Annotated in this window: 21 protein-coding genes; 11 read left to right on the top strand and 10 right to left on the bottom strand. The window is 73.4% G+C overall.

Going from position 1 to position 22,265, the window contains the following annotated elements; translation table 11 throughout:
* Positions 1-157: 157 nt before the first annotated feature.
* Genes ACFYPS_RS24445 through ACFYPS_RS24435 form a run of 3 tightly spaced genes read left to right on the top strand, consistent with a single transcriptional unit; the run spans position 158 to position 2,620 of the window.
* Positions 158-1,060 (top strand): ABC transporter substrate-binding protein, encoded by a 903-nt coding sequence (locus ACFYPS_RS24445; RefSeq protein ID WP_387327157.1) that lies wholly within the window; start codon positions 158-160, stop codon positions 1,058-1,060.
* Between the two features lie 43 nt (positions 1,061-1,103).
* Positions 1,104-1,880: an amino acid ABC transporter permease gene (locus ACFYPS_RS24440; protein WP_387327155.1), complete on the top strand. Its 777-nt coding sequence runs from the start codon at positions 1,104-1,106 to the stop codon at positions 1,878-1,880.
* Entirely contained in the window at positions 1,877-2,620 is a 744-nt protein-coding gene (locus tag ACFYPS_RS24435) for an amino acid ABC transporter ATP-binding protein (RefSeq protein ID WP_354965998.1), read from the top strand. Before ACFYPS_RS24440 ends, ACFYPS_RS24435 begins: the two co-directional genes overlap by 4 nt.
* A 59-nt stretch (positions 2,621-2,679) precedes the next feature.
* Here the strand turns inward: ACFYPS_RS24435 and ACFYPS_RS24430 are convergent, their stop codons facing one another.
* The 3 genes from ACFYPS_RS24430 to ACFYPS_RS24420 all read right to left on the bottom strand — a co-directional run bounded on the left by ACFYPS_RS24430 (position 2,680) and on the right by ACFYPS_RS24420 (position 9,157).
* Entirely contained in the window at positions 2,680-3,753 is a 1,074-nt protein-coding gene (locus ACFYPS_RS24430; RefSeq protein ID WP_387327152.1) for a hypothetical protein, read from the bottom strand.
* 374 nt (positions 3,754-4,127) lie between these two features.
* Positions 4,128-5,705 (bottom strand): Na+/H+ antiporter, encoded by a 1,578-nt coding sequence (locus ACFYPS_RS24425; protein WP_354966000.1) that lies wholly within the window; start codon positions 5,703-5,705, stop codon positions 4,128-4,130.
* 125 nt (positions 5,706-5,830) lie between these two features.
* The gene (locus tag ACFYPS_RS24420) at positions 5,831-9,157 is read right to left on the bottom strand and encodes a BTAD domain-containing putative transcriptional regulator (protein ID WP_387327149.1); all 3,327 of its coding nucleotides are present in this window, start codon (positions 9,155-9,157) and stop codon (positions 5,831-5,833) included.
* A gap of 174 nt (positions 9,158-9,331) precedes the next feature.
* Here ACFYPS_RS24420 and ACFYPS_RS24415 point away from each other — a divergent pair, with 174 nt between their 5' ends.
* From ACFYPS_RS24415 to ACFYPS_RS24405, 3 genes are all read left to right on the top strand, one after another.
* Positions 9,332-10,210 (top strand): alpha/beta hydrolase, encoded by an 879-nt coding sequence (locus tag ACFYPS_RS24415; protein WP_354966002.1) that lies wholly within the window; start codon positions 9,332-9,334, stop codon positions 10,208-10,210.
* Between the two features lie 364 nt (positions 10,211-10,574).
* Complete coding sequence (locus ACFYPS_RS24410) at positions 10,575-11,024, top strand: hypothetical protein (protein WP_354966003.1); 450 nt, start codon at positions 10,575-10,577, stop codon at positions 11,022-11,024.
* Positions 11,021-11,416 (top strand): hypothetical protein, encoded by a 396-nt coding sequence (locus ACFYPS_RS24405; protein WP_387327145.1) that lies wholly within the window; start codon positions 11,021-11,023, stop codon positions 11,414-11,416. The genes ACFYPS_RS24410 and ACFYPS_RS24405 overlap by 4 nt, the downstream gene beginning before the upstream one ends.
* A gap of 38 nt (positions 11,417-11,454) precedes the next feature.
* On the opposite strand, the gene ACFYPS_RS24400 is transcribed toward ACFYPS_RS24405, so the two are convergent.
* The 4 genes from ACFYPS_RS24400 to ACFYPS_RS24385 all read right to left on the bottom strand — a co-directional run bounded on the left by ACFYPS_RS24400 (position 11,455) and on the right by ACFYPS_RS24385 (position 16,879).
* Complete coding sequence (locus ACFYPS_RS24400) at positions 11,455-13,611, bottom strand: hypothetical protein (RefSeq protein ID WP_354966005.1); 2,157 nt, start codon at positions 13,609-13,611, stop codon at positions 11,455-11,457.
* Between the two features lie 118 nt (positions 13,612-13,729).
* Complete coding sequence (locus tag ACFYPS_RS24395) at positions 13,730-14,494, bottom strand: TetR/AcrR family transcriptional regulator (protein ID WP_354966006.1); 765 nt, start codon at positions 14,492-14,494, stop codon at positions 13,730-13,732.
* 61 nt (positions 14,495-14,555) lie between these two features.
* A complete protein-coding gene (locus ACFYPS_RS24390) occupies positions 14,556-16,148 on the bottom strand; it encodes an MFS transporter (RefSeq protein WP_387327141.1) in 1,593 nt (530 codons plus the stop codon).
* 35 nt (positions 16,149-16,183) lie between these two features.
* Entirely contained in the window at positions 16,184-16,879 is a 696-nt protein-coding gene (locus ACFYPS_RS24385; RefSeq protein WP_354966008.1) for an SDR family oxidoreductase, read from the bottom strand.
* 185 nt (positions 16,880-17,064) lie between these two features.
* Between ACFYPS_RS24385 and ACFYPS_RS24380 the strand changes: the two genes are divergently transcribed.
* The 3 genes from ACFYPS_RS24380 (at position 17,065) to ACFYPS_RS24370 (ending at position 20,179) form a co-directional block, all read left to right on the top strand.
* Positions 17,065-18,357 carry a histidine kinase gene (locus ACFYPS_RS24380; RefSeq protein WP_354966009.1) on the top strand — a complete coding sequence of 431 codons (1,293 nt, stop codon included), beginning with the start codon at positions 17,065-17,067 and terminating at the stop codon, positions 18,355-18,357.
* Positions 18,345-19,010, top strand: coding sequence for a response regulator transcription factor (locus ACFYPS_RS24375; protein ID WP_354966010.1), 666 nt, complete (start codon positions 18,345-18,347; stop codon positions 19,008-19,010). The genes ACFYPS_RS24380 and ACFYPS_RS24375 overlap by 13 nt, the downstream gene beginning before the upstream one ends.
* A 98-nt stretch (positions 19,011-19,108) precedes the next feature.
* The gene (locus ACFYPS_RS24370) at positions 19,109-20,179 is read left to right on the top strand and encodes a Gfo/Idh/MocA family oxidoreductase (RefSeq protein WP_387327136.1); all 1,071 of its coding nucleotides are present in this window, start codon (positions 19,109-19,111) and stop codon (positions 20,177-20,179) included.
* A gap of 69 nt (positions 20,180-20,248) precedes the next feature.
* Here the strand turns inward: ACFYPS_RS24370 and ACFYPS_RS24365 are convergent, their stop codons facing one another.
* The 3 genes from ACFYPS_RS24365 to ACFYPS_RS24355 form a co-directional block, all read right to left on the bottom strand.
* Positions 20,249-20,407 carry a hypothetical protein gene (locus ACFYPS_RS24365; protein ID WP_354966012.1) on the bottom strand — a complete coding sequence of 53 codons (159 nt, stop codon included), beginning with the start codon at positions 20,405-20,407 and terminating at the stop codon, positions 20,249-20,251.
* Between the two features lie 150 nt (positions 20,408-20,557).
* The gene (locus ACFYPS_RS24360) at positions 20,558-20,812 is read right to left on the bottom strand and encodes a hypothetical protein (RefSeq protein ID WP_354966013.1); all 255 of its coding nucleotides are present in this window, start codon (positions 20,810-20,812) and stop codon (positions 20,558-20,560) included.
* Entirely contained in the window at positions 20,809-20,985 is a 177-nt protein-coding gene (locus ACFYPS_RS24355; RefSeq protein WP_354966014.1) for a hypothetical protein, read from the bottom strand. Before ACFYPS_RS24355 ends, ACFYPS_RS24360 begins: the two co-directional genes overlap by 4 nt.
* 212 nt (positions 20,986-21,197) lie before the next feature.
* Here ACFYPS_RS24355 and ACFYPS_RS24350 point away from each other — a divergent pair, with 212 nt between their 5' ends.
* The gene (locus tag ACFYPS_RS24350; RefSeq protein WP_387327132.1) at positions 21,198-22,064 is read left to right on the top strand and encodes a helix-turn-helix domain-containing protein; all 867 of its coding nucleotides are present in this window, start codon (positions 21,198-21,200) and stop codon (positions 22,062-22,064) included.
* A complete protein-coding gene (locus ACFYPS_RS24345) occupies positions 22,057-22,254 on the top strand; it encodes a DUF397 domain-containing protein (protein ID WP_354966016.1) in 198 nt (65 codons plus the stop codon). Before ACFYPS_RS24350 ends, ACFYPS_RS24345 begins: the two co-directional genes overlap by 8 nt.
* Positions 22,255-22,265 lie beyond the last annotated feature (11 nt).

Below are 22,265 nucleotides of genomic sequence, written 5' to 3'. Positions count from 1 at the left end.
GGCGGCACGTGGACCTGATGCGGGTGTGCAGCGCCGCCTGTCGCGGCCGCGCGTACTAGCGCACCCCTTCCCGAACCCATCCCAGCGGTACGCCCACCGGGCGCACCGTCGGCGGCGCACATCTGCGTCCGCCGCTGCGCAAACTTCGGAGACACCTGTGCGATTCCTTCCTGCCCTGACCCGCGCCGCGGCCCTCGGCGCGTCCACGATCCTGGCCGCCACCGCGCTCACCGCGTGCGGCGACGACACCTCGTCCGACGCCGCCGCCAACCCGTACGGTCTGGCGCAGCCGGGCGTGCTGCGCGCCGGCACGCTGACCGACGCGCCACCGAACGTGTACCTCAAGGACGGCAAGTTCACCGGCTTCGACAACGACCTGCTGACCGCAGTGGCCAGCAAGCTCGGCCTGAAGGTGGAGTTCGTCGGCACCGACTTCTCCGCGCTGCTCTCCCAGGTCAACAACCACAAGTTCGACGTCGGCAGCTCCTCGATCACCATCACCGAGGCGCGCAAGAAGACGGTCGACTTCGGCAACGGCTACGACTTCGGCTACTTCGGCCTGGACGTGCCGGCCGGCTCGCCGATCACCGGCTTCGACCAGCTCGCCGGCAAGCGGGTCGTGGTGGTGCAGGGCACCGTCCAGGACGACTACGCCACCGGCGAGCAGCTCAACCCGGTCCGGGTGCCGGACTACAACGGCGCGATCAACCAGCTCAAGGCGGGCACCGCCGACGCGTGGATCGCCCCGGCCGAGATCGGCGAGACGTCGGCGGCCGACAGCAACGGCAAGATCACTGTGGCGGCCAAGCAGCTCAGCCCGGCACCGACCGCGTACGCCGTCGCCAAGGGCGGCGACAAACTGCGGGAGGCGCTGAACAAGGGCCTCGACGAGGTGATCGCGGACGGCACCTGGAGCCGGTTGCAGGCGCAGTACTACCCGGGTCGGCCCGTACCGGCGGACTTCCGCCCGGGCAGCGGCACGGTGACCGTGCCGGCCGCACCGTCGGCGTCGGCGTCGGCGTCGGCGTCGGCGTCGGCGTCGGCGTCGGCCGCGTCCTGAGACACCCGGTGACGAGCGAGCGGGGCGGTAGGAGAGGCGACCAATGGATCCGTTGAGCACCCTGTGGGAGACCTTCTTCGACTGGGACGCGATGCGCGAGGCGCTGCCCGAGATGCTGACCGTCGGGTTGCCCAACACGCTGATCCTGGCGGTCTCCGCCGCCCTGCTCGGCTCGGTGCTGGGCCTGCTGCTGGCCGTCGCCGGCATCTCCCGCAGCCGGTGGCTGCGCTGGCCGGCGCGGGTCTACACCGACGTGTTCCGGGGGCTGCCGGCCGCGGCGACGATCCTGCTGATCGGCGTCGGGCTCGCGCCGCTGGGCATGCAGGTCTGGGGACCTGACCCCTACCCGCTGGGCATTCTGGCGCTGTCGCTGATCGCGGCGGCGTACATCGGGGAGATCTTCCGCTCCGGCATCCAGTCGGTGGAGGCCGCACAGTTGGAGGGAGCCCGGGCGCTCGGTTTCTCCTGGGGCGAGGCGATGCGGATGGTGATCATTCCGCAGGGCATCCGGCGGGTGCTCCCGGCCTGGGTGAACCAGCTCATCGCGCTGATCAAGGACTCCAGCCTCGTCTACTTCCTCGGCCTGGTGGCCAGCCAGCGGGAGCTGTTCCGGATCGGGCAGGACTACGCGGCCACCACCGGCAACGAGTCCGCGCTGCTGCTGGCCGGGCTCTGCTACCTGGCGCTGACCGTTCCGCTGACGCACGCGGTCAACTGGATCGACCGGCGGCTGCGCCACGGCCGGCCGGCCACCGCGCCGGCCGACGAGGACGACATCGAGTCGGCGCTGACCGGCGCGACGGAAGGGGACCGGCGATGACCGCCAGCACGACCACCTCGGTCAGCCTCGACGTACGCGACGTGCACCTCGCGTTCGGACCGAACCGGGTGCTGCGCGGCGTCGACCTGGCCGTGCCACGGGGCGCGACGGCCTGCGTGATCGGGCCGTCCGGGTCGGGCAAGTCCACTCTGCTGCGCACCATCAACCGGCTGATCGAGCCGGACCGCGGCGACGTGCTGCTGGACGGGCGCAGCGTGCTACGCGACGACCCGGACGCGCTGCGGCAGCGGGTGGGCATGGTCTTCCAGCAGTTCAACCTCTTCCCGCACATGAGCGTGGTGCGCAACGTCACCCTGGCGTTGCGCCGGCTGCGCAAGCTCGGGGAGGACGAGGCGGAGGCCGTCGCGCGGGCCCAGCTGGAGCTGGTGGGGCTGGCCGGCAAGGCCGACGCCCGGCCGGCGCAACTCTCCGGCGGCCAGCAGCAGCGGGTGGCGATCGCCCGGGCGCTGGCCCTGCGGCCGGAGGTGATGCTCTTCGACGAGGCCACCTCGGCGCTCGACCCGGAGCTGGTCAAGGGGGTGCTCGGGGTGATGGCCGACCTGTCCGCCGGGGGCATGACCATGGTGGTGGTCACCCACGAAATGGGCTTCGCCCGGCAGGTCGCCGACACCGTGGCCTTCATGGACCGGGGCGTGGTGCTGGAGTCGGGGCCGCCGGAGGCGATCTTCGAGCGGGCCGAGCATCCCCGGCTGCGCCGGTTCCTCGCCCAGGTGCTCTGAACCGTTAGGAAGGGGCCCTTCCTATACACGAGGCGTTAACAAGGTGCCCTTCCTTCGCGTCAGGCGGCCTGGCGGCGCAGGTGTGCGGCGAACGCCTTCAGGTCGCCGAGCAGCACCAGGATGGCGTTGCGGTAGGCGACCGACGCCCACAGGTGCAGCTCCTCGTCGTCCAGCCCGCCGAAAGCCAGCGACAACGCCTTGCGGTGACGCCGGTCGAGCACCTTGTGCGGGCGGGCGAGCAGGTCACCCTCCCGGCGCAGGACCTGCAGGTAGGCGGCCACCGCCTCCTGGTAGTGCCGGCCGGCCACCCGCTTTAACAGGGTGAACTCGAAGACGTTCAACGCCGCCTCGGATTCCCAGTAGGCGTCGTCCCGCTCCGGCGCGCTGGCGACGTGCCGGCCCATCGCGTGCCGGGCCTCGTAGAGCAGCAGCACGCCCCGGCCGGTGGTGCTCAGCGGCCGGCGTGGCGCCGGCAGCCGCAGCGTGCGCACCGGCGCCGCACCGGTCAGGTCCAGCGCGCCGGAGTACGACGGCATCCGCTGCGCCCCCGGTGCCGGCTCCGGCACCAGGCAGGCCCGCTCCTGATACGCCACCCGTCCGCCGGTTGGCAGCGCGCGTACCGCCGCGGCGTGCAGCTCGGCCAGCGGTCGGTCGTCCGGGGTCCGGCCCGGCGGGAGGGTGAGGACGAGACCCTTGGCACCGGGCACCGGCACGCCCAGGACGCAGGAGTTGCGCAGGAACGCCCAGGTCGCCGCCGCCGCACGGACCCCGCTCGCGACGGCCTGCGCGTCGGCCCGCCAGTCCTGGGCGATCCGCAGCCGCTGCTGGAGGTCCGCCGTCGCGGCGGCGTCGTGCGGGTACAGCTGCCGGATCGACCGGGGCAGCGACTCGAGGCGCAGATCCAGCGGGTCGCCGCTCGGTGCGGGCACGGCGTGCCGCGAGCAGTCGGCGTCGGTGTGCGGGTCGCCGGTGACCGCGTGGCAGTCGGCGAGCCAGCTCCCCCCGGGCTGGCCAACCGGCCGGGCGAACGCCAGGTGGGGCAGCCGGCCGGTGCGTAGCACCGTCTCGTAGTGCGGTCGGGTGCGGGCGGTCCGCATCAGGTCCAGTGGCAGCACGGGCGACAGCGCCAGCACCGCTTCGAAGATGGCAGTGCGGGCAGGCCGGGCCGCCGGGGTCGCGCACCCGGTAGCGGCGCAGATGGTCGACGCCGGGCTGCTCCCACTGCACCCCGATGACGCCGTCACCCTGCGCCATCAGGTAGAGGAATTCTGTGCCGCCGCGCTCCCGGGTGACCGAGGTCAGCTCGTCGAGGAACTCCCGTTCGGTGACCACCCGCAGGTCGGCCTCCGTCCCCCCGCTGGTCATGAGCACCCCCTCGCGGGCCGAACGCATCGACGAACGCCGAATCGGTTCCACCGTACCCGGCGGCGGGGTGGCCACCCGCCCCGTGCGCGGCCCGGGAAGTGTCGCCAATCCGTCGCTCCGCCGCCCATCGCGGCGGCCGCGATCATTCTGTGGACTCGCGGCCCAGCAGCCGGATCTCTTCGTTGTCCAGCGCGGCCTGAAGGTCGAGCAGCACAAGGTCGTCGATCTCCCGACGGTCGCGCAACCGGGTGATCTCCCGCCGTTTGTGGTCGAGGACGGCGAGGCGCAGTTGGCGTTCCAGACGGAGTTCCTCCGCGGTACGCCCAGAGCCCTCGTTGGCGTCCTCCAGGTGCCGCTGGTACTCGTCCTGTAGCCGGCGGACCGCCTCCTCGTCGGCGCCGACCTCGGCGGCGGCCTGGGGCAGCGCGGCCAGGCCCACCTCGGTGGCCCGCACGCGTGCCTGCCGCAACTCGTCGGCCCGCTCGGGATCGCCGGCGAGCCCCGCCCAGCGCACCACCACCGGCAGGGTGGTGCCCTGAACGAGCATGATCAGCACGATCACCAGCGAGGTGACGAAGATGATCAGGTCGCGTTCGGCCACCGGTTGACCGGAGACCGTCGTCGCCGGGACCGCCAGGGCGGCGGCGAGCGAGACGGCACCCCGGAAACCCGACCAGCCGGCGACGGTGCCGACCCGCCAGCCGCCCCGACCCTGGCTCACGTTCATCACCACTCGCCGGTTTACGAGCTTCACCGATTCCGCCGTCAGGTAGACGAAGAGCAGCCGGGTGACGAGGACGACCACGGTGACCAGCAGCACGATCGTCAACGCGCGCTGCGGCGAGGCGCTGGTGATGCTCCTCACCGCCCGGGGGATCTGGGTGCCGAGCAGGACGAACAGCCCACCGTTGATCAGGAACGTGGACAGGTCCCAGAACGCGTACGCCAGCACCCGCGACCGGGCGCGGATCACCCGGGGGCCGGCGTAGGCCAGCATCAGGCCGGCGACCACGACCGCCAGCACCCCGCTGGCGTGCACCGCGTCGGCGAGCAGGAACGCGGCGAACGGCGTCAGCACGCTGAGCGCGCCCTCGCGCAGGGGATCGTCGAGCCGTTTGCGGATCAGCACCACGGCGGCGCCGACCAGCAGGCCGGCGATCACTCCCCCGGCGCTGGCCCCGACGAACTCCTCGCCGATCCCGAGCGCGCCGGGTTCCGCTTCCTTGGTGAGCAGGCCCACGGTCACCGCGAAGAGCACCAGCGCGGTGCCGTCGTTGATCAGGCTCTCCGCGTGCAGCGTGGTCAGGAGCTTCCGGGGCAGCCGCTTGGCCAGCCCGGTGACCGCGGCGGCGTCGGTCGGCGCGAGGACCGCCCCGAGCACCCAGGCGGCGGCGGGGTTCACGCCGAACGCCTGCGCGGTCAGCGACACCGTGACCATGGTGAGCACCACCAGCACCACGGCGAGCAGCCCGATCACCGGGAAGTTGGCCCGGATCTCGCGCAGGCTGATGGTGAGACTCTCCCGGTAGAGGATCGCCGGCAGGAAGATCAGCAGTACCAGGTCCGGCTCCAGGGTCAGCTCGGACAGCGGCGGCGCCAGCCCGAGCAGCACCCCGAACGCGATGAGCAGGACCGGTGGCGCGACCCTGTACCGGCCGCCGAGCGTGGTGCCGACCAGGACGGTGACGCCCAGCACCACGATCAGGACGAGCACCTCCACGCGTACCCCCTTGATCCACGGCGGACGGCGGCGGCGCCGCTGGTTTCCATCTGACCGCACCCTGCCGGTCGGTTCCCGGGGAACCGCCAAGTCGCCCCGGCCGGCGGTGACTCCGCCGCCCGTGGTCAGGCCGGGGAGGTGGCGGCGCGGGCCCGGGCGGTGACCGCGCGGGCGGTACGGCGGTGCCCGGCCGCCTCGTCGTCGCGGCCCAACGCGGCGGCCAGGTCGGCGAGGTACCCGGCCACCGGGCCGACGGTGAGCACCCCGCTGCCGGCGGCCAGTTCCTCGGCGGCCGGCCGGAGTTCGGCGGCGACGCGCTCCATCGTGGCCCGGTCGCCCAGGGCGAGCGCCGCGCGGGCGGTGACGCAGAGCCGTGCCTCCCGCAGCAGGTCGTGCGGTCCGTCCGGGAGGGCCCGCAGGGCCGCTCCGGCGGCGTCCCGGTCACCGGCGGCGACGAGCAGCAGCGGTCGGACCCACGGCTCGTGGGGGCCCCAGTCCAGGCCCGCCCAGTCCTCGCCCTGGAGCCCGGGGACGGGCCGGTCGACGACGCCGTCCGGCCCGGCTGCTGACCGCTCGGCGTCGACGGCGGCGGTGAGGCGCAGCCCGAGCAGGGCGAGCGGGAGCAGCCCCCGGGTCAGGCCCGGCATCGCGTCGGTGGGCAGCCGGTCGACCGCCGCCCGGTACGCGTCCGCCGCCTCGGCATACTCGCCGGCCAGCGCCAACCGCAGCGCGGCGTACCACCGGGTGAAGACACCGACCAGCGGTAGCTCGTACCGCTCCGCGAGGCGGTCGGCGGCGCGGGCGTGCGCGTCGGCGCCGGCGCGGTCGGCCAGCGCGCAGCGGGCCTGCACGAGGACGAGGTGGCCCAGCACCTCGAAGGTCACCAGCTGGTGCCGCGCGGCCAGGTCGACCAGCTCGGCGCCGATCCGGGCCCGCTCACCGGCCAGGCCGGCGCGGTGGAAGGCGTGCATGAAGCGGGCATTGAGCGCGAAGGCCAACAGCCCCGGGTCCGCGGCGGCCCGGGCGATCCCCTCGGCCTCCTGGGCTGCCCGGCGGCCACGGTCGGTGGTGGTGCCGCGCAGCTCCAGCGCGAGGGTGCTGAGCAGCCGGCTACGCTGCGTCGAGCCGGTCGGGCCGAGGGCGGTCAGGGCGTGCTCGGCGGCCTGGACGATCCGCCCGGAGAGCCGGTCGTCGTCGTTGCGGGTCCAGATGGCGGGCACGTCGAAGCCGGCCAGCACCTCCGCGACCAGGCGAGGGTCGCCGACCGACTCGGCGTCGGCGATCGCCTCGGCCCGGCGCCGTCGCGCCTCGGCCAGCCGGCCCGTCACGGCCAGCGCGCGACCCAGGCCGAGCACGGCGCCCAGCCGCTCGCGTCGCTTGCTCCCGCCGGCGCGGTCGTACGCGTCGACCACCTGCGTCCACAGCCGGACCGCCTCGTGCGGGTTGCCGGCCCGCTCGGCGTGTTCCGCGGCGGTACGGGCGTAGCCGGCGGCCCGCCGGGCGGCTGCCGGTCCACCGGCGTGCAGCAGGTGGTGCGCCAGCGCGGCGGGATCAGTGGGTTGGCGCGTTCGCAGCGCCTCCGCCACGGCCGCGTGCAGGGCTGCGCGGCGCGGCGCGGACAGGTCGGCGTAGAGCGTGTCGCGGACGAGAATGTGGGTGAACCGCAGCCGCCCGTCGGGGTCCTGTTCGCTGAGGAAGCCGGCCTGCAACGCACGGTCCACGGCGTCCAGCAGGGTCGCGGGGTCGCCGGCCAGCGCGCCGAGCACCTCCGGGTCGAGGTCCCGGCCGAGCACCGCCGCCTGCCGCAGCACCGTGCGGGTCGGCGCGGGTAGCTGCGCCAGCCGATGCCGGATGACGTCGCGCACCCCGGGCGGCACCGCAGCGAGGGCTCCGCCGCCCTCGGCCGCGTACAGCTGGGCCAGCTCCCGCACGAAGAAGGGGTTGCCGCCGCTGCGGTGGTGGATCAACCGCACGGTGGGCGGGTCCAGCTCGGTCCCGGCGACGACGCGGGCCAGTTCACCGGTCGCCGACGTGGACAGGCCGGCGAGGTATTCCCGTACCGGCTCCAGCCGGGCCGCCCGGGCCAGTGCGGCGGTCAGCTCCGGGCTGATCTCGGTGGCCCGGTAGGTGCCGAGGATCAGCACCGGTCCGGTGGCCGGTTGCGGGCCGGTGAGCAGCGCGGTCAGCAGGTCCAGGGTGTCCCCGTCCGCGCGGTGCAGGTCGTCGAGGACCAGCAGCACCGGCCGCCGGTCGGCGACCGCCGAGACCAGCGACGCCACCGCGCGGTGCCGGCGGAACCGGGCGACGGCGGGATCGCTCGCCGCCCCGGTGCCATCGACCGCGCCGCCGGAGCCAGCGCCCCCGCTGGGGTCGGTCGGTCCGGCGAGCGCATCCGTGATCTGGGTCCACGGCCAGGCTGCCGGGGCGCCCTCGTACTCCGGGCTGCGGCCCCACGCCGTCGCCCAACCCTCGGCGGCGAGCCGTCGGGTCAGCGTCTCGGCCAGTGCCGTCTTGCCGGCGCCCGGGTCCCCGCTGAGCAGGACGAGGGTCGGCTGGCCGCGCAGGGCGGCGGTCTCAGCGGCCCGGCGCAGCCGGTCCAGCTCGGTGTCGCGGCCGACGAACGGACGCTCCCACACCGGTCCCGGGCCGCCGGGTCGAACGGGGACGGCCACCTCCAGGTTGGGCGGGGTGAGGTGCGGCGCCTGGGCCAGGATGTCGGCCTCAAGCCGCCGCAGCTCGGGCCCGGGGTCCACGCCCAGTTCGGTCACCAGGACGTCCCGGGCCTGGCGCAGCGCGGCCAGCGCGTCGCCCTGTCGACCGGAGCGGTACCGGGCCACCGCGAGCAGCCGCCAGGCGTCCTCGCGCAGCGGATGGCTGGCGAGGTGGGCCGGCAGTTCGGCGGCGGCTTCGTCCGGCCGACCGAGCGCCAACAGCGCCTCCGCCCGCCGCTCGACGGCGAGCATCCGCAGCTCCTCCAGCCGGTTGATCTCCGCGACCGCCCAGACCTCACCCGCGCAGTCGGCGTACGCGGGCCCCCGCCAGAGCCCGAGCGCCGCGTCCAGCGCGGTCAGAGCCGGTGCGGGCAGTCCCGCCGCCAGCAGCTGGCCCGCCTCGCTGACCGCCGCCTCGAACCGTCCGGCGTCCACCGCGTCCGGGGCGGCTCGCAGCACGTACCCCGGTGGTTCGGTGACCAGGAGCCGGGGCGGTTGCCGGGGCGGCCGGTCGGGCTCCAGTGCCCGGCGCAGGTCGGCGACGAAGGTCCGGATCGCGCCGACCGCGCCCTCCGGGGGTACCTCCCACAGGTCGTCGACGAGCCGGTCCACCGGCACGACCCGGCCCCGGGCGATCAGCAGCCGGCCCAGCACCGTGCGCTGGCGGGGCCCCTTGAGCGGGACCGGGCCACTCTCGGTCGCGGCGGTCACCGGCCCGAGGACGCCGAAGGTCACCGCCACGGGTGCCGCCGCCTGGTCATGGCACCAATCTAGGTGGGTCGACCCGGCCGGCCCCGGCCTGTCGGCACTGATTCGCCGCTGACCGCCTGCTGATCACCCGGGGGCAGGCTCGACCAGGTACGACGGCGTCGGGCCACCGCCCCCGCCGGCCCCTGCTCACCAGAGAGGTTCACCGTGGACCTGAGGATCAACGGATTCGACTACCGGCGGGTCAACGTCGCCGAGGGCGTCACGCTCAACGTCGCCGTGGGCGGCTCCGGGCCCGCGATCGTGCTGCTGCACGGTTTCCCGCAGACCCACCTGATGTGGCGGCACGTCGCGGCCGACCTGGCCGCCGACCACACGGTCATCTGCCCGGACCTGCGCGGCTACGGCGACAGCGACAAACCCGTCGACGTCGACGGCAGCGGGTACGCCAAACGCACCATGGCCGCCGACATCGTGGCGCTGGCCCGGGCGCTCGGCCACGAGCGTTTCGCGCTGGCCGGGCACGACCGGGGCGCCCTGGTCGCGTTCCGCGCCGGTCTCGACCATCCGGACGCGGTCAGCCAGCTGGCCCTGCTCGACGTGCTGCCCACCCTGGACATGTGGGACGTGCTGCACGGCGCCACCGCCGCCGTCGCCTTCCACCTGTATCTGATGGCGCAGCCGCCCGGCCTGCCGGAGGAGCTGATCGGCGGCAGCCCGGACGCCTTCTTCGGCCACTTCCTGGACGCCTGGACCCGCGATCCCGGGGCCCTGCCGGCGGACGTGCGGGCCGCGTACCTGGGCGCGTCCCGGGCCGCGGTCACCTCGATCGTCGCCGACTACCGGGCGTCCGCCGGGATCGACGTCGCCCACGACACCGCCGACCGGGCGGCCGGCAACCGGCTGCGGATGCCGGTGACGGTGCTGCAGCAGGACTGGGGCGCGGCGCTCGGCTACGACGCGGCCGGCTTGTGGCGGGCCTGGGCGCCGAACCTGTCACACCAGACCGTCACCTGCGGGCACTTCATGGCCGAGGAGGCGCCCGCGGAGGTGGTCCGGGCGCTACGCGCGCTGCTCGCACGGTAGCGACGGGTCGACCGCAGCCATGTGACGGAACGTAAGATATTCGACACTTATCGTCACTCGTCGACATGGCCCGGTCGACCGGGGGCCCGCACCGCGCCACCCGGGCCGACAGCCACCGAAATGGGCTCTGACCTGCGGATATATGACGTTACACAAAGTGGACGCCAGCGGTTCATCGGTGCTACACAGGCAGATATCGGCCAGCCAACGACGGCGAGTCGCTCACCTCCTCGACCATCGACCGTCCACACGCACCCTCACCACCGTCGGGCTTCGCCGCACGGACCGCAGCGCGGTCACCATCGATCCACCGGCACCCAACGGCCGCTGGTGGTTGACGACGGTTATCGACCAAGGAGTCGCCGTGGGGTACCTGCGTATCCGGCCCCGGCACCAACCCTTCGAGGTGGCCGCCCTGGCCATGGCTCCCGTCTGCGGTGTTCTGCTGCTCCTGCTCGGGGGCCGGCCGACCTCGGTCCGGATGGCCATGCCGGTCCCGATCCAGATCGGTTGGGAGCTCGGTCTGGTCCTGGTCGGCGTCGGAGGCCTGCTGGGCATCCTGTGGCCCGGCCGGCTCGCCACCGGGCTCGGCATCGAGCTCGCGTCGGTCGTGGTGTTCGGCACCATCAGCGGCATGTACACGATGGCGCTGCTGGTCGTGTCGGGCCGGCAGGCCATCGCCGCGGCGTCGTTCATCACCGCGCTCGCCGTCGGGTCGCTGTGGCGGGCCGCTCAGATCGCCATCGACCTGCGCCGGCTGGCCCAGGCCAGCCAGTGCGTCGCTGTCGAACCGGCAGAAGGCGGTGTCACGTGATCTCCACACCGGCGCCCGACGCACCCCCGTGGCTGCAGGTGGCGCTCAGCGTGTTCGGCATCCTCGGCGGAAGCACCGGCCTGGTCGCCATCGCCACCGTCGTGGTGCAGCGGGGCAAGTTCAAGGCCGACGCCGCCGACACCCTCACCGAGGCCGCCCTCACCCTGGTACAGCCACTACAGACCCGGATCACCGAGCTGGAGGAGGAGGCGCTGAGCGCCCGGTCGGAGCTGGGGGTGCTGCGCGAGCAGGTCAACCAGTTGCAGTTCGTGGTCCGGGTGCTCACCCGGACGCTGGACCGGTGGCGTGCCGCGATCCGCTCCCCCGACGCCACCCTGCGCAAGGTCCGTGCCGTGGTCGCGGAGTCCGAACGGCTGCCGGAGGACCGGTGAGGGCCGACCCCGAACGGCCCGGATCCATCGGCGACCGCTCAGTCACCGTCCTGGTCGCGTAGTCGACCGGCGAGTTCGCGCACCGCTGCCCGGAACTCGGGGTCGGACTCGCCCGGGTGGTGCCCCCGCAGCGGCGGCGCCCGGCGCTCCCCTGGCCGCGCCGGCAGGTCCCGAGGATCCCGCAGCCGCCGATCGACCCGCGTGGCGGGGTTGGTCACGTCGAGCGGCGGATCGCCGGGCCGGTGCGCGGCGAAGATCCAGCCACCGATCGGGTCGGTGTCCCGCCACAGGTTCAACCACCGCCACCCGACCCGCTCCCCCACCTGGCGCAGCACCTCCTCGCTCAGGTACGCCGGGAACAGCCGGGCGTACAGGCGGTCCAGCGGGGACCCGTAGGTGAGCAGCGCGACCCGCTGACGCACGCCCGGCGGGAGCCGCAGCACCGCGAGGGCCAGCAGCGCGGAGCCGTGGCTGTGCCCGCAGAGCACCACCCCGGCGTGCCGCTGCGTGAGCTGGGTGATCCGGTCGACCAGCTCGGGCACCGCGCGGTCGGCGTAGCTCGCGGGCGCGAACGGGTGGGCGGCCCGGGGCCAGAACGTGCCCAGGTCCCACAGCACCCCGACGTACCGGCGGAACCACGCCGTCCGGTACGCGAACAGCCCGCCCAAAAGCAGGGCGAGCAGCAGGGCGGCGACGAAGTAGCTGCCCACGGCGAGGCCGACGCCGACGGACCCGGCTGGCAGCCCGAGGAGCTCCCGCCCCAGCTGGTCCGGTTCGAGCCGGAACTGTCCCAGCAGGCTGGTGGTCAGACCGATGACCGCCAGCGCCGCATAGGTCGCGGCGAGCAGCCCCAGCCACTCGGTGAAGCGGGCCCGGGCAATCATCTTCGTCACCCTGTGTAGATAATCGGCTGCTCCCGGCGGTGCCGTCGGGAAGTCCCGGGCGGTGATCGTCGCCGCGGCACGCCACCGGCGGCCACGCGAGAGCAGCGTCATCGCACCACACAGCACCACCGCCGCGACGACGTGCAGGAAGAAGGCCAGGATGGTCCAGTTGTACGCCAGCGGCTGACCGGCGATGCCGCCAAGCAAGTTCCCGGCCCAGTAGACCAGGGCTGCGGAGAACGCTCCGGCCAGGCCGACCGCGATGGCCGCGATGACCGCCGCGCCCAGCCCGTGCCGCGGTGCGCCGCGAGGGACCCCTCGACCGTGGTCCCACAGCACCAGCCCGCCCAGCGCCACGAGCAGCGACATCTGGACGAGCGACACCGAGCCGAGGATCCGCCCGTACCCCGGCAGCCCGGTCGACGACGGCCAGCCCCGCGAATCCAGGGCCACGATGGCGAGGGTGGCCACGCTCAGGCCGTACGCCACCAGGCGCAGCGCGCCGGCGACCCGGCCGGCGGGCAGGGCGGTCGCCGAGCCGTCCACCAGCCCCGGCACGCCGAGCAGAACGACGGAGGCGAGCAGCACCGCCCCGGTGAGCGCGAGCAGCACGGTCGTCGCGGTCGTCCGGCCGCCGGCCGACCGGGCGACGAGCAGCACCAGGTCGACCACGGCGAGCGCGGCGGCGACGTGGGTCGCCCGCAGCCGTCCGACGAGTGGCTCGACGGCCCACAGCGAGTTGTCGACGGGACGGCGCCGACGGGCGCCGAGCAGCCGGAGAAGTCCGACGGCGGCAATCGGCAGCAGAGCCAGCACCGCCAGTCGCTGCCCGATCGACCAGTCGTCGAGCCCGGCGAGCCCTCCACGCCCCGCCGGGCAGCGGGCCATGCCGAGACAGCGCCAAGCGAGCAGGTCGAGCGCGACACCGGCCGTCGACAGCACGTAGAGCACCGTGAGGTCGAGCGCGACGAGCCGGCACAGGACGGTGACGCCGGGGCCGCTCCACCGACCCGTCGGCCTCATCCAGACCGCCAGGTTGCTGAGCATGAACGGCAGCAGGAAGACCAGGGAGAGCGTCCGGGCCACGGTGCCCGAGGGCAGATCGCCCCACCGGTACGCCTCCAGCGTGACCCCGTCCGGGTCGGTGTCGTCGGCCTGGGGGGCCCGACGGTGGAACCCGCCACTGCGGTCACCGGCGACCTGCCGCACGTGTGCCTGGTCGAGCACCCGCTCCGGTCCCGCCCCGGAGACGCCATGCACCCGCAACTCCACGACGTCGTCGTGCCGCCGCCCCGGAAGCCCGTTCGCCATCGCCATCCTTCCAGGCCCCCGGTGTCGCCGCCTCCAGTCGTACCACCCGCAGGGCCGGAGCCGGGTCGGTTTCCCGGGCCCGCCAGTCCGTCTGTCGCGGCGGGTCGGGCTGCCTGGGTCAGCCGGCCGCCCGCTCGCCGACCACCACCGAGATGCCGTCCAGGACCCTTTGCAGGCCGAACTCGAAGGCGTACTCCGGCCCGTACGCGGCGCCGTGCTGCTGGCCCGCCGCGGTGCCGACCCGGGCGGCGGTCGGGTAGCTGCCGGCCGTCATGACCCTCTCCAGGAAGGGCGCGTGCGACTGCCACCACTGGCCGTCGGTCATGCCGGTCTCCCGCTCCAGGTCGACCACCTCGGACGCGGCGCGCGCGGCACTCTTCACGTGCCCGAGGACGAGGGTGAGCACCGCGTCCATCTCCACGTCGGTCAGCCCGATGTCGGCGACGGCGCTAAGCTCGTGGTCGTACTTGCCCACCAGGTGGGGGCCGAGCACGGGTCGGGTCGTCTCGGCCCGCAGCATCCAGAGGTGTCGCCGGTAGAGGGCGAGATTGTCCCGGGCGATCCGCTCCAGCCGGGCCCGCCAGTCGCCGGCGACGGCGGCGCGGGGCATCTCGCCGTACACGGTGTCGATCATGACGTCGACGAGTTCGGCCTTGCCCGGCACGTAGGTGTAGACGGACATCGTGCCGACGCCCAGCGCCTCGGCGACCCGGCGCATGGTCAGCGCGTCGAGGCCCTCGGCGTCCGCGATGGCGACGGCGGCCCGGACGATCCGGTCGACACTGAGCCCCGGCCCCGCGCTGCGGCTGGTCGGCTCGCCGGTGCGCCACAGGATGGCCAGGCTGCGGGCCGGATCCGCGGTCGCCTTGCGCTCACTCGCCATGGTGCGGCCATCCTAGCAACGCGGCCGTACGTCGTACGCCACCTGCCGACCGCTGCCAACGTCAGAGCGCCTGCCGGTCGTCGGTCAGCGTCGGGCCGGCTGCGGCCGGCACCAGGTGACGCACCTCCGGTTCGCCGTCGGTCAGCTCCCGGGCCCGCTCCTCGGCCTCGCGGTCCTCGCTCGTCAACCGGCCGCCGTGCTGACGCAGGTGCTCGCCCCAGGACGGCACCATGTACACCTCGACGAACCGGTCCGTGGTCTCGGCCGGCCGGAACAGCCCCCAACGCATCGCGCCGGTCCGCTGGCGGGCGCCGCGCACCAGATCCATCGCCGCCAGGAACGGCTGTGTCCGCTCCGGCCGGACGGTGTACTCCACGATCACCAGCACCGGCCCGACCCGGGGGTCCGGGTCGTGCGCCAGGTGCAGCTGGGGCCAGTAGCTGGCCGGATCCCGGTTCACCGTCGGCAGGTCCGGCAGCGGCCAGACCCGACTGGTCACGGTGCCGACCAGCATGAACACCGCCGCGGCGACGAAGGCCGCCACCAGCCCGGCCAGGTCGGCCACCAGACCCCAGACGAACGCGCCCACCGCCTGCCCGCCGGCGAAGAAGATCTGGTAGACGGCCAACCCTCGGGCTCGCACCCAGCTCGGCAGGAAGACCTGCATCTCGGCGTTGACGTTGGCCAGCACCGTCACCCAGGCCAACCCGGCGGGCAGCAGGGCGATGAGCACCAGCGGCACCACCCGCACCGTGCCGACCACCGTCAGCGCGGCGGTGAACAGCACCCCGGCGATGAACAGCAACTGGTTGGCCGACAGCCGGGTCCGGATCACAGCCAGCAGCACGCCACCCGCGATGGCTCCCACCCCGAGGGCTGCCAGCAGCAGACCGTACCCACCGGAACCCAGCCCGAGTCGGCGGTTGGCCACCAGCGGAAGCAGCGCCCACAGTGCGCTGGCCGGGATCACGAAGACCAGCGCGCGGCGCAGCAACCGGCGGACAGTCGGCGAGTGCCGTACGTAGCGGCTGCCGGCACGCAGCGCCGCGGTGAACCGCTCGGGCACCTCGACCGCGCGGGCGTTGCCCGGTTTCCAGCGCGCCAACGCGTACGTGAAGATCAGAAACGCGATGGCGTTGAGCGCGAAGACCGGGGCGACGCCGGTCTGGGCGATCAACACGCCGGCCACCGCCGGCCCGACCGCCCGCGCCATGTTCACGCTGATCGAACCGAGCGCGGAGGCCGCCCGGAGCTGGTCCTGCGGCACCAGCTCCGGGATCACCGCCGCCCAGGCCGGCAGGGTGAGCGCCTGCCCGACCCCGAACGCGAACGTGAGGGTGAGCAGCAGCGCGGGCGGCATCCGGTCGGTGACGGTGAGCAGGGTCAACGCCACCGCCACCACCACCAGGAACAGCTGTACGGCGATCAGCAGGTGCCGGCGGTCGAAGTTGTCGGCCAGCACGCCGGCGGGCAGTGCCAGCAGCAGCACCGGCAGCAGGCTCGCGGTCTGGACCAGGGCGACCAGGGTGGAGGCGTTGGAGTGGTGGATCAGCAGCCACTGCGCGCCGACCGTCTGCATCCAGGTGCCGATGTTGGCGGCGAGCAGAGCCAGCCACAGGTTGCGGTAGACGGCGGTCCGCAGGGGCGCCCACACCGAGGTCGGACGGTCGGCGGGTCCGGCCGCCGCCGTCACCACCGCCCGTCCGCGCGCAGCACGCGCTCTCCCGAGACGTAGAGATCGCCGGGTTCGAGCAGCAGCAGCCGGACGACTTCGGTGGCGACCTGATCGGGACGGGCGTACACCTCGTCCAGGAACTCGGCGCCGACCCGTTCCTGCAGCCGGGTCGGCATCGGCCCGGGATGCAGCTGCATCACCTTGATCTGGTTGCTGTGCTGGGCCTCGGCCAGCGACTCGACCAGGCTGCTGCCGTAGCTCTTGGTCGCCCGGTAGACCGGGATGCCGGGCCGGGGGGACGTCACCGCCATCGCGCCGATGTACACGATGTTCCCGTGGCCCTGCCGGTGCAGGTGCTGCAACGCCTCCCGGAGTACGTACGTGACGCCCAGAACGTTGATCTCCACGGCCCGCCGGATGTGCTCCACGGAGAGGTCCGCCAGGTCGCCACCCGCCCACATCGACGCACAGGCCGCCACCCCGTCGATCGTGCCGTAACGCTCGACAACCTCGGCGAACGTGTCGCGAACCTGCTCGTGGGAGGAGACGTCACACACCGCCCCGGCGCAGCCCAGCTCGTCGGTCACCGTGGCGATCTCGGCCGCGACGTCACCGAGCACCACCACCCGGTGCTCGTCGACCAGCAGCCGGGCCACCGCGAGGCCGAGCCCGCTGGTAGCGCCGACCACCACGAAGGTTCTGGCACCCATGTCTCTCCAGCCACCGCCAGCACACGTCACGCGGATCGCGCGACGGCGCGTTCTTCCCGTTTCCGGCCACACCACACCCCGTCGCAGCCCGCCTCGGTCCGGGCGGCGACGGTAGGGCTGGGCATACCCCAGGAGTGGATCTGGACGGCTGGGTCGACCCGGGCGCGGCGATTAGCGTCTGCGTCATGACCCCGGAACACCCCTGCCACCTGGCCGAGGCGCTGCGCCGCCGCGGCTGGCTGGTCTCCGCCTGGCCCTGGCGCGCGCTGGTCTACCTGGTCAGCACCGTGCCGGTCGCCGGTGTGCTCGCCGTCGGGCTGCTCGTCGTCGTCGCGCCCCTGCTGGCAGCCGTCAACGGCGTACGACTGCAGGGCCGGCCGCCGGAGGTCCCGCTCCTGCTGTTCCTGACGGTCGGCAGCCTCGTCCTGCTGACGCTGGCGCCGCTTGTGAGCTTCCCGGTGGCCGCCGTCGAGCGATGGCGGCTCGGCCTCGTGGACGGCCGCCCGCTGCCCGCGTCGCCGTGGCCGGGCCTGGCCGCCCGCTACCGCACCGCCGCCGGGTGGCGGGAGGTGGCGTACCTGTTCTGGCTGGGCGGGTTCGTGCCGATCGCGTACTGGGTGCTGCTGCTGGTGGTGCTGCTCGACCTCGGGATGGTCACCAGCCCCTGGCTGGCCGGTGACGCCAACCAGCCCGTCGTCATCTGGCGCACGGTGGACAGCCCCGGCGAGGCGGTCCCGTACGCGATCGTGGGTGTGCTCCTCATCCCGGTGCTCTGGTACGCGGCCGGGCTGCTCGCCGCCGCCCAGGCCGCCGTGACCCGATGGGCGCTGGCTTGGCCGGTCGACGCGGCGGCGCTTCGCGAGGTCGCCCGGTCCCGGACCCGGCTGGTCGGCGCGTACGAGGCCGAACGGCGGCGGATCGAGCGCGACCTGCACGACGGCGCCCAACCCCGGTTGACCAGCCTCACCCTCCAGCTGGGCCTGGCCCGGCTGGACGTGCCCGAGGACTCCCCCGCGGCCCGGCCCCTGGCCGTCGCGCACGACCAGGCCCGGGGCCTGATGGTGATGCTCCGGCAGTTGGTGCACGGCATCCGGCCGCAGAGCCTCACCGACCTCGGTCTCGCCGGTGCGGCACGCGAGCTGGCCGACGCGACCACCGTCGCGGTCACCGTACGGGCCGATCTCGACGGCGAGCTACCGGAGATCGTCGAGACCACCGCCTACTTCGTGGTGTCGGAGGCGCTGGGCAACGTGGCGCGGCACGCCCGGGCGACCCGCGCCGAGGTACGCCTCGCCCGGACCGGCGGAGACCTCGTCGTCGAGGTGTCCGACGACGGCCGCGGCGGCGCCGACCCCACCCGGGGCACCGGCCTGACCGGCCTCGCCGACCGGGTCGCCGCCGCCGACGGCCGGCTGCTGCTCTCCAGCCCACCCGGCGGGCCTACCCTGGTCCGGGTGGAGCTGCCATGTCGTCCTTGACCCGGGTGGTGCTCGCCGAGGACGAGGTGCTGCTGCGCGAGGGGCTGGTCGGGCTGCTCACCCGATTCGACTTCACGGTGTGTGCCGCCGTCGGCTCGGCTCCGGAGCTGCTGGACGCGGCCCGCACGCACCGGCCGGACCTGGTGCTGACCGACATCCGGATGCCGCCCGGCCGGCGAGACGACGGGTTGCGGGCCGCCGTGGCGTTGCGCGCCGAGCGACCCCAGCTCCCGGTCGTGGTCCTGAGCCAGTACGTGCAGACCGGGTACGCCGCGGCGCTGCTGGACAGCGGCGACGGCCAGCGGGTGGGTTACCTGCTCAAGGACCGGGTGGCCGAGGTCGCCGAGTTCGTCGACACGCTGCACCGGGTCACGGCCGGCGGCACCGCCATCGACCCGGACGTCGTCCGGCAGCTGCTGCACCGCCCGCGTGACCCGCTCGCCGCGCTCTCCGCCCGGGAACGTGAGGTGCTGGCGCTGCTGGCCGAGGGCCGGTCCAACGCGTCGATCGCCGCCCGGCTGCACGTCACGGAGGCGGCGGTCGGCAAGCACGTCGGCAACATCCTGCTGAAGCTCGACCTGCCGCCCAGCGACGACACCAACCGCCGGGTGCTCGCGGTGCTCACCTACCTGCGCGCCGACCCGGCCAGCTGAGCAGCGCCGGGCGCGGGCCGGACCGGGCCGACCGGGGCGTAGATTCGATCACCGGGACCGCCGCCACCAGGGCGCGGACCGGGAGACGGGAGCACGGCATGGCGGAGGCGCTGCGGGTCGGTCTGCTGGGGTACGGGCTGGCGGGCCGGGTGTTCCACGCACCGCTGATCGCCGCGACGCCCGGGCTGCGGCTGGACGCCATCATGACCCGCGATCCGCAGAAGCGTGAGCAGGCCCGGCAGCACCACCCGGACGCCCGCCTGGTCGACGACGCCGACGAGTTGTGGCGTACGCCCGACGCGCTGGACCTGGTCGTGGTGGCGACGCCGAACCGGCTGCACGTGCCGATGGCCCGGGCGGCGGTGGCGGCCGGCCTGCCGGTCGTCGTCGACAAGCCGCTGGCACCCACCGCCGCCGACAGTCGGGCGCTGGTCGAGGACGCCGACCGCCGGGGAGTGCCGCTGACGGTGTTCCAGAACCGCCGGTGGGACGGCGACTTCCTGACCGCACGCCGCCTCGTGGAGCAGGGCGAGTTGGGGCGGGTGCTCCGCTTCGAGTCCCGGTTCGAGCGGTTCCGCCCGACCATCAAGCCGGGCTGGCGGGAGCTTGCCGGCCCCGAGGAGGCCGGAGGCGCCCTCTTCGACCTCGGCGCCCACCTCATCGACCAGGCCTTACAGCTCTTCGGTGCCGTCGACCGCGTCTACGCCGAGGTCGACCGCCGCCGCGAGGGCGCCGCGGTCGACGACGACGCGTTCGTGGCGTTGACCCACGCCAACGGGGTGCACTCGCACCTCTGGATGGGCGCGATCACCGCTCAGCTCGGGCCCCGGCTGCGGGTGCTCGGTGACCGGGCCGGCTACACGACGTACGGGCTGGACGTGCAGGAAGCGGCGCTGCACGACGGTGGCCGGCCGGACCAGCCGGGCTGGGGCGAGGTTCCGCCGGAGCGGTACGGCCTGCTCGGCGTCGACGGTGACCTGCGGCCGGTGCCCACCGAGCCCGGCTCGTACCAGAGCTTCTACCAGCAGGTGGCCGCGGCGCTGCGGGACGGCACCCCGATGCCGGTGGATCCGCGGGACTCGGTCGCCACCGTCGAGTTGATCGAGCTGGCGCACCGGTCGGCTGCCGAGGGCGTGGTGCTCCCGGTCCCGAAGGACCAGGCCGCCTGACCCCTGCCGTCGAGAGGGGCCGGCCCGGCTCGGGCCGGCTTCTCTGCCGGCGTTCTGCTCGGGCCGGCCCTAGCCGGCGTCCTGCTCGGTGCGGGCGTTATCCGACACCCGGGCCTCCTCGTCGGTCAGCGCGTCCTCGGACCGGTCGCCGAGCGCGGCCAGCCGGTGCTCGGCCTCCCGCGCCTCCTCCTCGATCCTCAGGTTCTCCTCGTCGGGACCCTGCGACATGGGCGACCTCCATCACGCGCGAACCGGCCGCCCCGGTGTACCCCGCCTGACGCGGGGGACACGGAATCGCACGGAACCGCTTGATCAGGTGAGTAGTCGCATCGACCCGTCGACGACTACACAGCATCAGGCGATCGAGAGGATCTGGGCTCAGCCGCCGATCAGGGACGAACGGCCGACCGCGGCCGGGTCCGTGAGCTTGCGGAGATTCTCCGGCTGCACGTAGATCTCCCGACGGGCGAACGCCTGGCCGGTCCGGTTCACCTGGTACCCGTCGAGCCACGCCCAGCCGTCGTAGGTGGTGGTGCGGTCCAGGACCCGGATCAGCCGGAATCTGATGGGCACCACGAACTGCGGGCTCGCGGACCGGTCAACCAGCACGAGGTCGGCCGCATGGAGCCTCATCTGATCGTCCGTTGCCGCCAGGCTGTCAGGCGTTCGGCGGCCTCGGCGAGCTTCGGGCACGTCCCGTCAGGCCGGCACAGGCGGCAGACGTTGCGGTGATGGAGGTCGATCACGTAACCGGCCATGATCACGAGGAACGGCGGCTCGGGCCGGTACTGCTCAATCATCGTCATCCCCTCCTGGTCGTCCGGCTGAGAGGGCTCGATCGGCCAGTAGAGGCCCGTCCACCAGCCCTGATACCTGTCACGATCCCGGGCCGGTGAATCCTCCTGCAACACTCGCCGTGAGATGTTCACTACGCACGGCACGTTTCGGGTGATGATGCGTGTGGCGTCCCAATCGACGCCGGATGACGTGTCAAGACGAGACGGAGAGGACGGCGCGAATGACCGAGGCTGGTTCGACGGTGCCGCGGCGGCAGCTCGGCCGGCTGCTGCGCCAGACCAGAGAGCAGGCAGGCATCGGGCTGGAGGCGGCTGCGTCCGACCTTGAGTGGTCCCGCGCCAAGATGTACCGCATCGAGTCCGGGCAGACCCCCGTGCGGGCGCTGGACGTCGACCAGATGTGCCGCCTCTACGGCGCCGCCGCGGACATGACCGAAGTCCTCGTGAGCCTGGCCAGCGAGTCCAAAAGCAAGGGCTGGTATCACGCCTACGGCGAGATCATCCCGAGGTGGTTCGAGCTGTACGTGGGGCTGGAGTCAGCGGCCAGCCGGATACGAACCTATGAACATGCCCTGGTACCCGGCCTGTTGCAGACGCCGGAGTACGCGGCTGAGGTAGGACGGACTCGACCAGAAACCTCGGACGACGAGGTGGCCAAGCTGGTGGAACTGCGGACCGAGCGTCAGCGAATCCTGGTCAGGAAGCGCCCGGCCGCGCCCACGTTGGACGTCATTCTTGAGGAGGCACTACTACACCGCGCCGTTCCCGGCATGGCTGGGCAGCTAGATCGGCTCATCGAGGCCGGCAACGCGTCCAACGTGTCCATCAGGCTTCTGCCGCTCGGCAGCAGGCTGAGTCAGGTGGCGGTGGCAGGGAATTTCGTCATCCTGGACTTCCCCACCACCGGTGCCAGGTCCGCAGAGCCCACGACGGTCTACAGCGAGGGACTGTCGGGAGCTCTGTACCTCGACCGGATCGAAGAGGTCCGCGCGTACGCCGAGGTCTGGAAGACGCTCACGTCAGAGGCGCTGAGCGTGCAGGAATCCCGCAAGCTCGTGCAGGACATCAAGGAGAGACACGATGGTTGATCTGACCGGCGCCGCTTGGCGCAAGAGCATCCGGAGCAGCGCTCAAGGCAACTGTGTCGAGGTGGCGGACAACCTGCCCGATGTCATCGGCGTTCGGGACAGCAAGGACGCGACCGGCCCCGCACTGCGGTTCCGCCCCGAGCAGTGGCGCACCTTCGTCGAAGCGACGCGCAGTGACCGGCTGACGTGACCCCGTCTCCG

Source organism: Micromonospora sp. NPDC005087 (assembly GCF_042872965.1).
Classification (GTDB): domain Bacteria; phylum Actinomycetota; class Actinomycetes; order Mycobacteriales; family Micromonosporaceae; genus Micromonospora.
The sequence above is the reverse complement of the archived record's forward strand: the minus strand, read 5'-3'. Positions and strand labels throughout refer to the sequence as shown.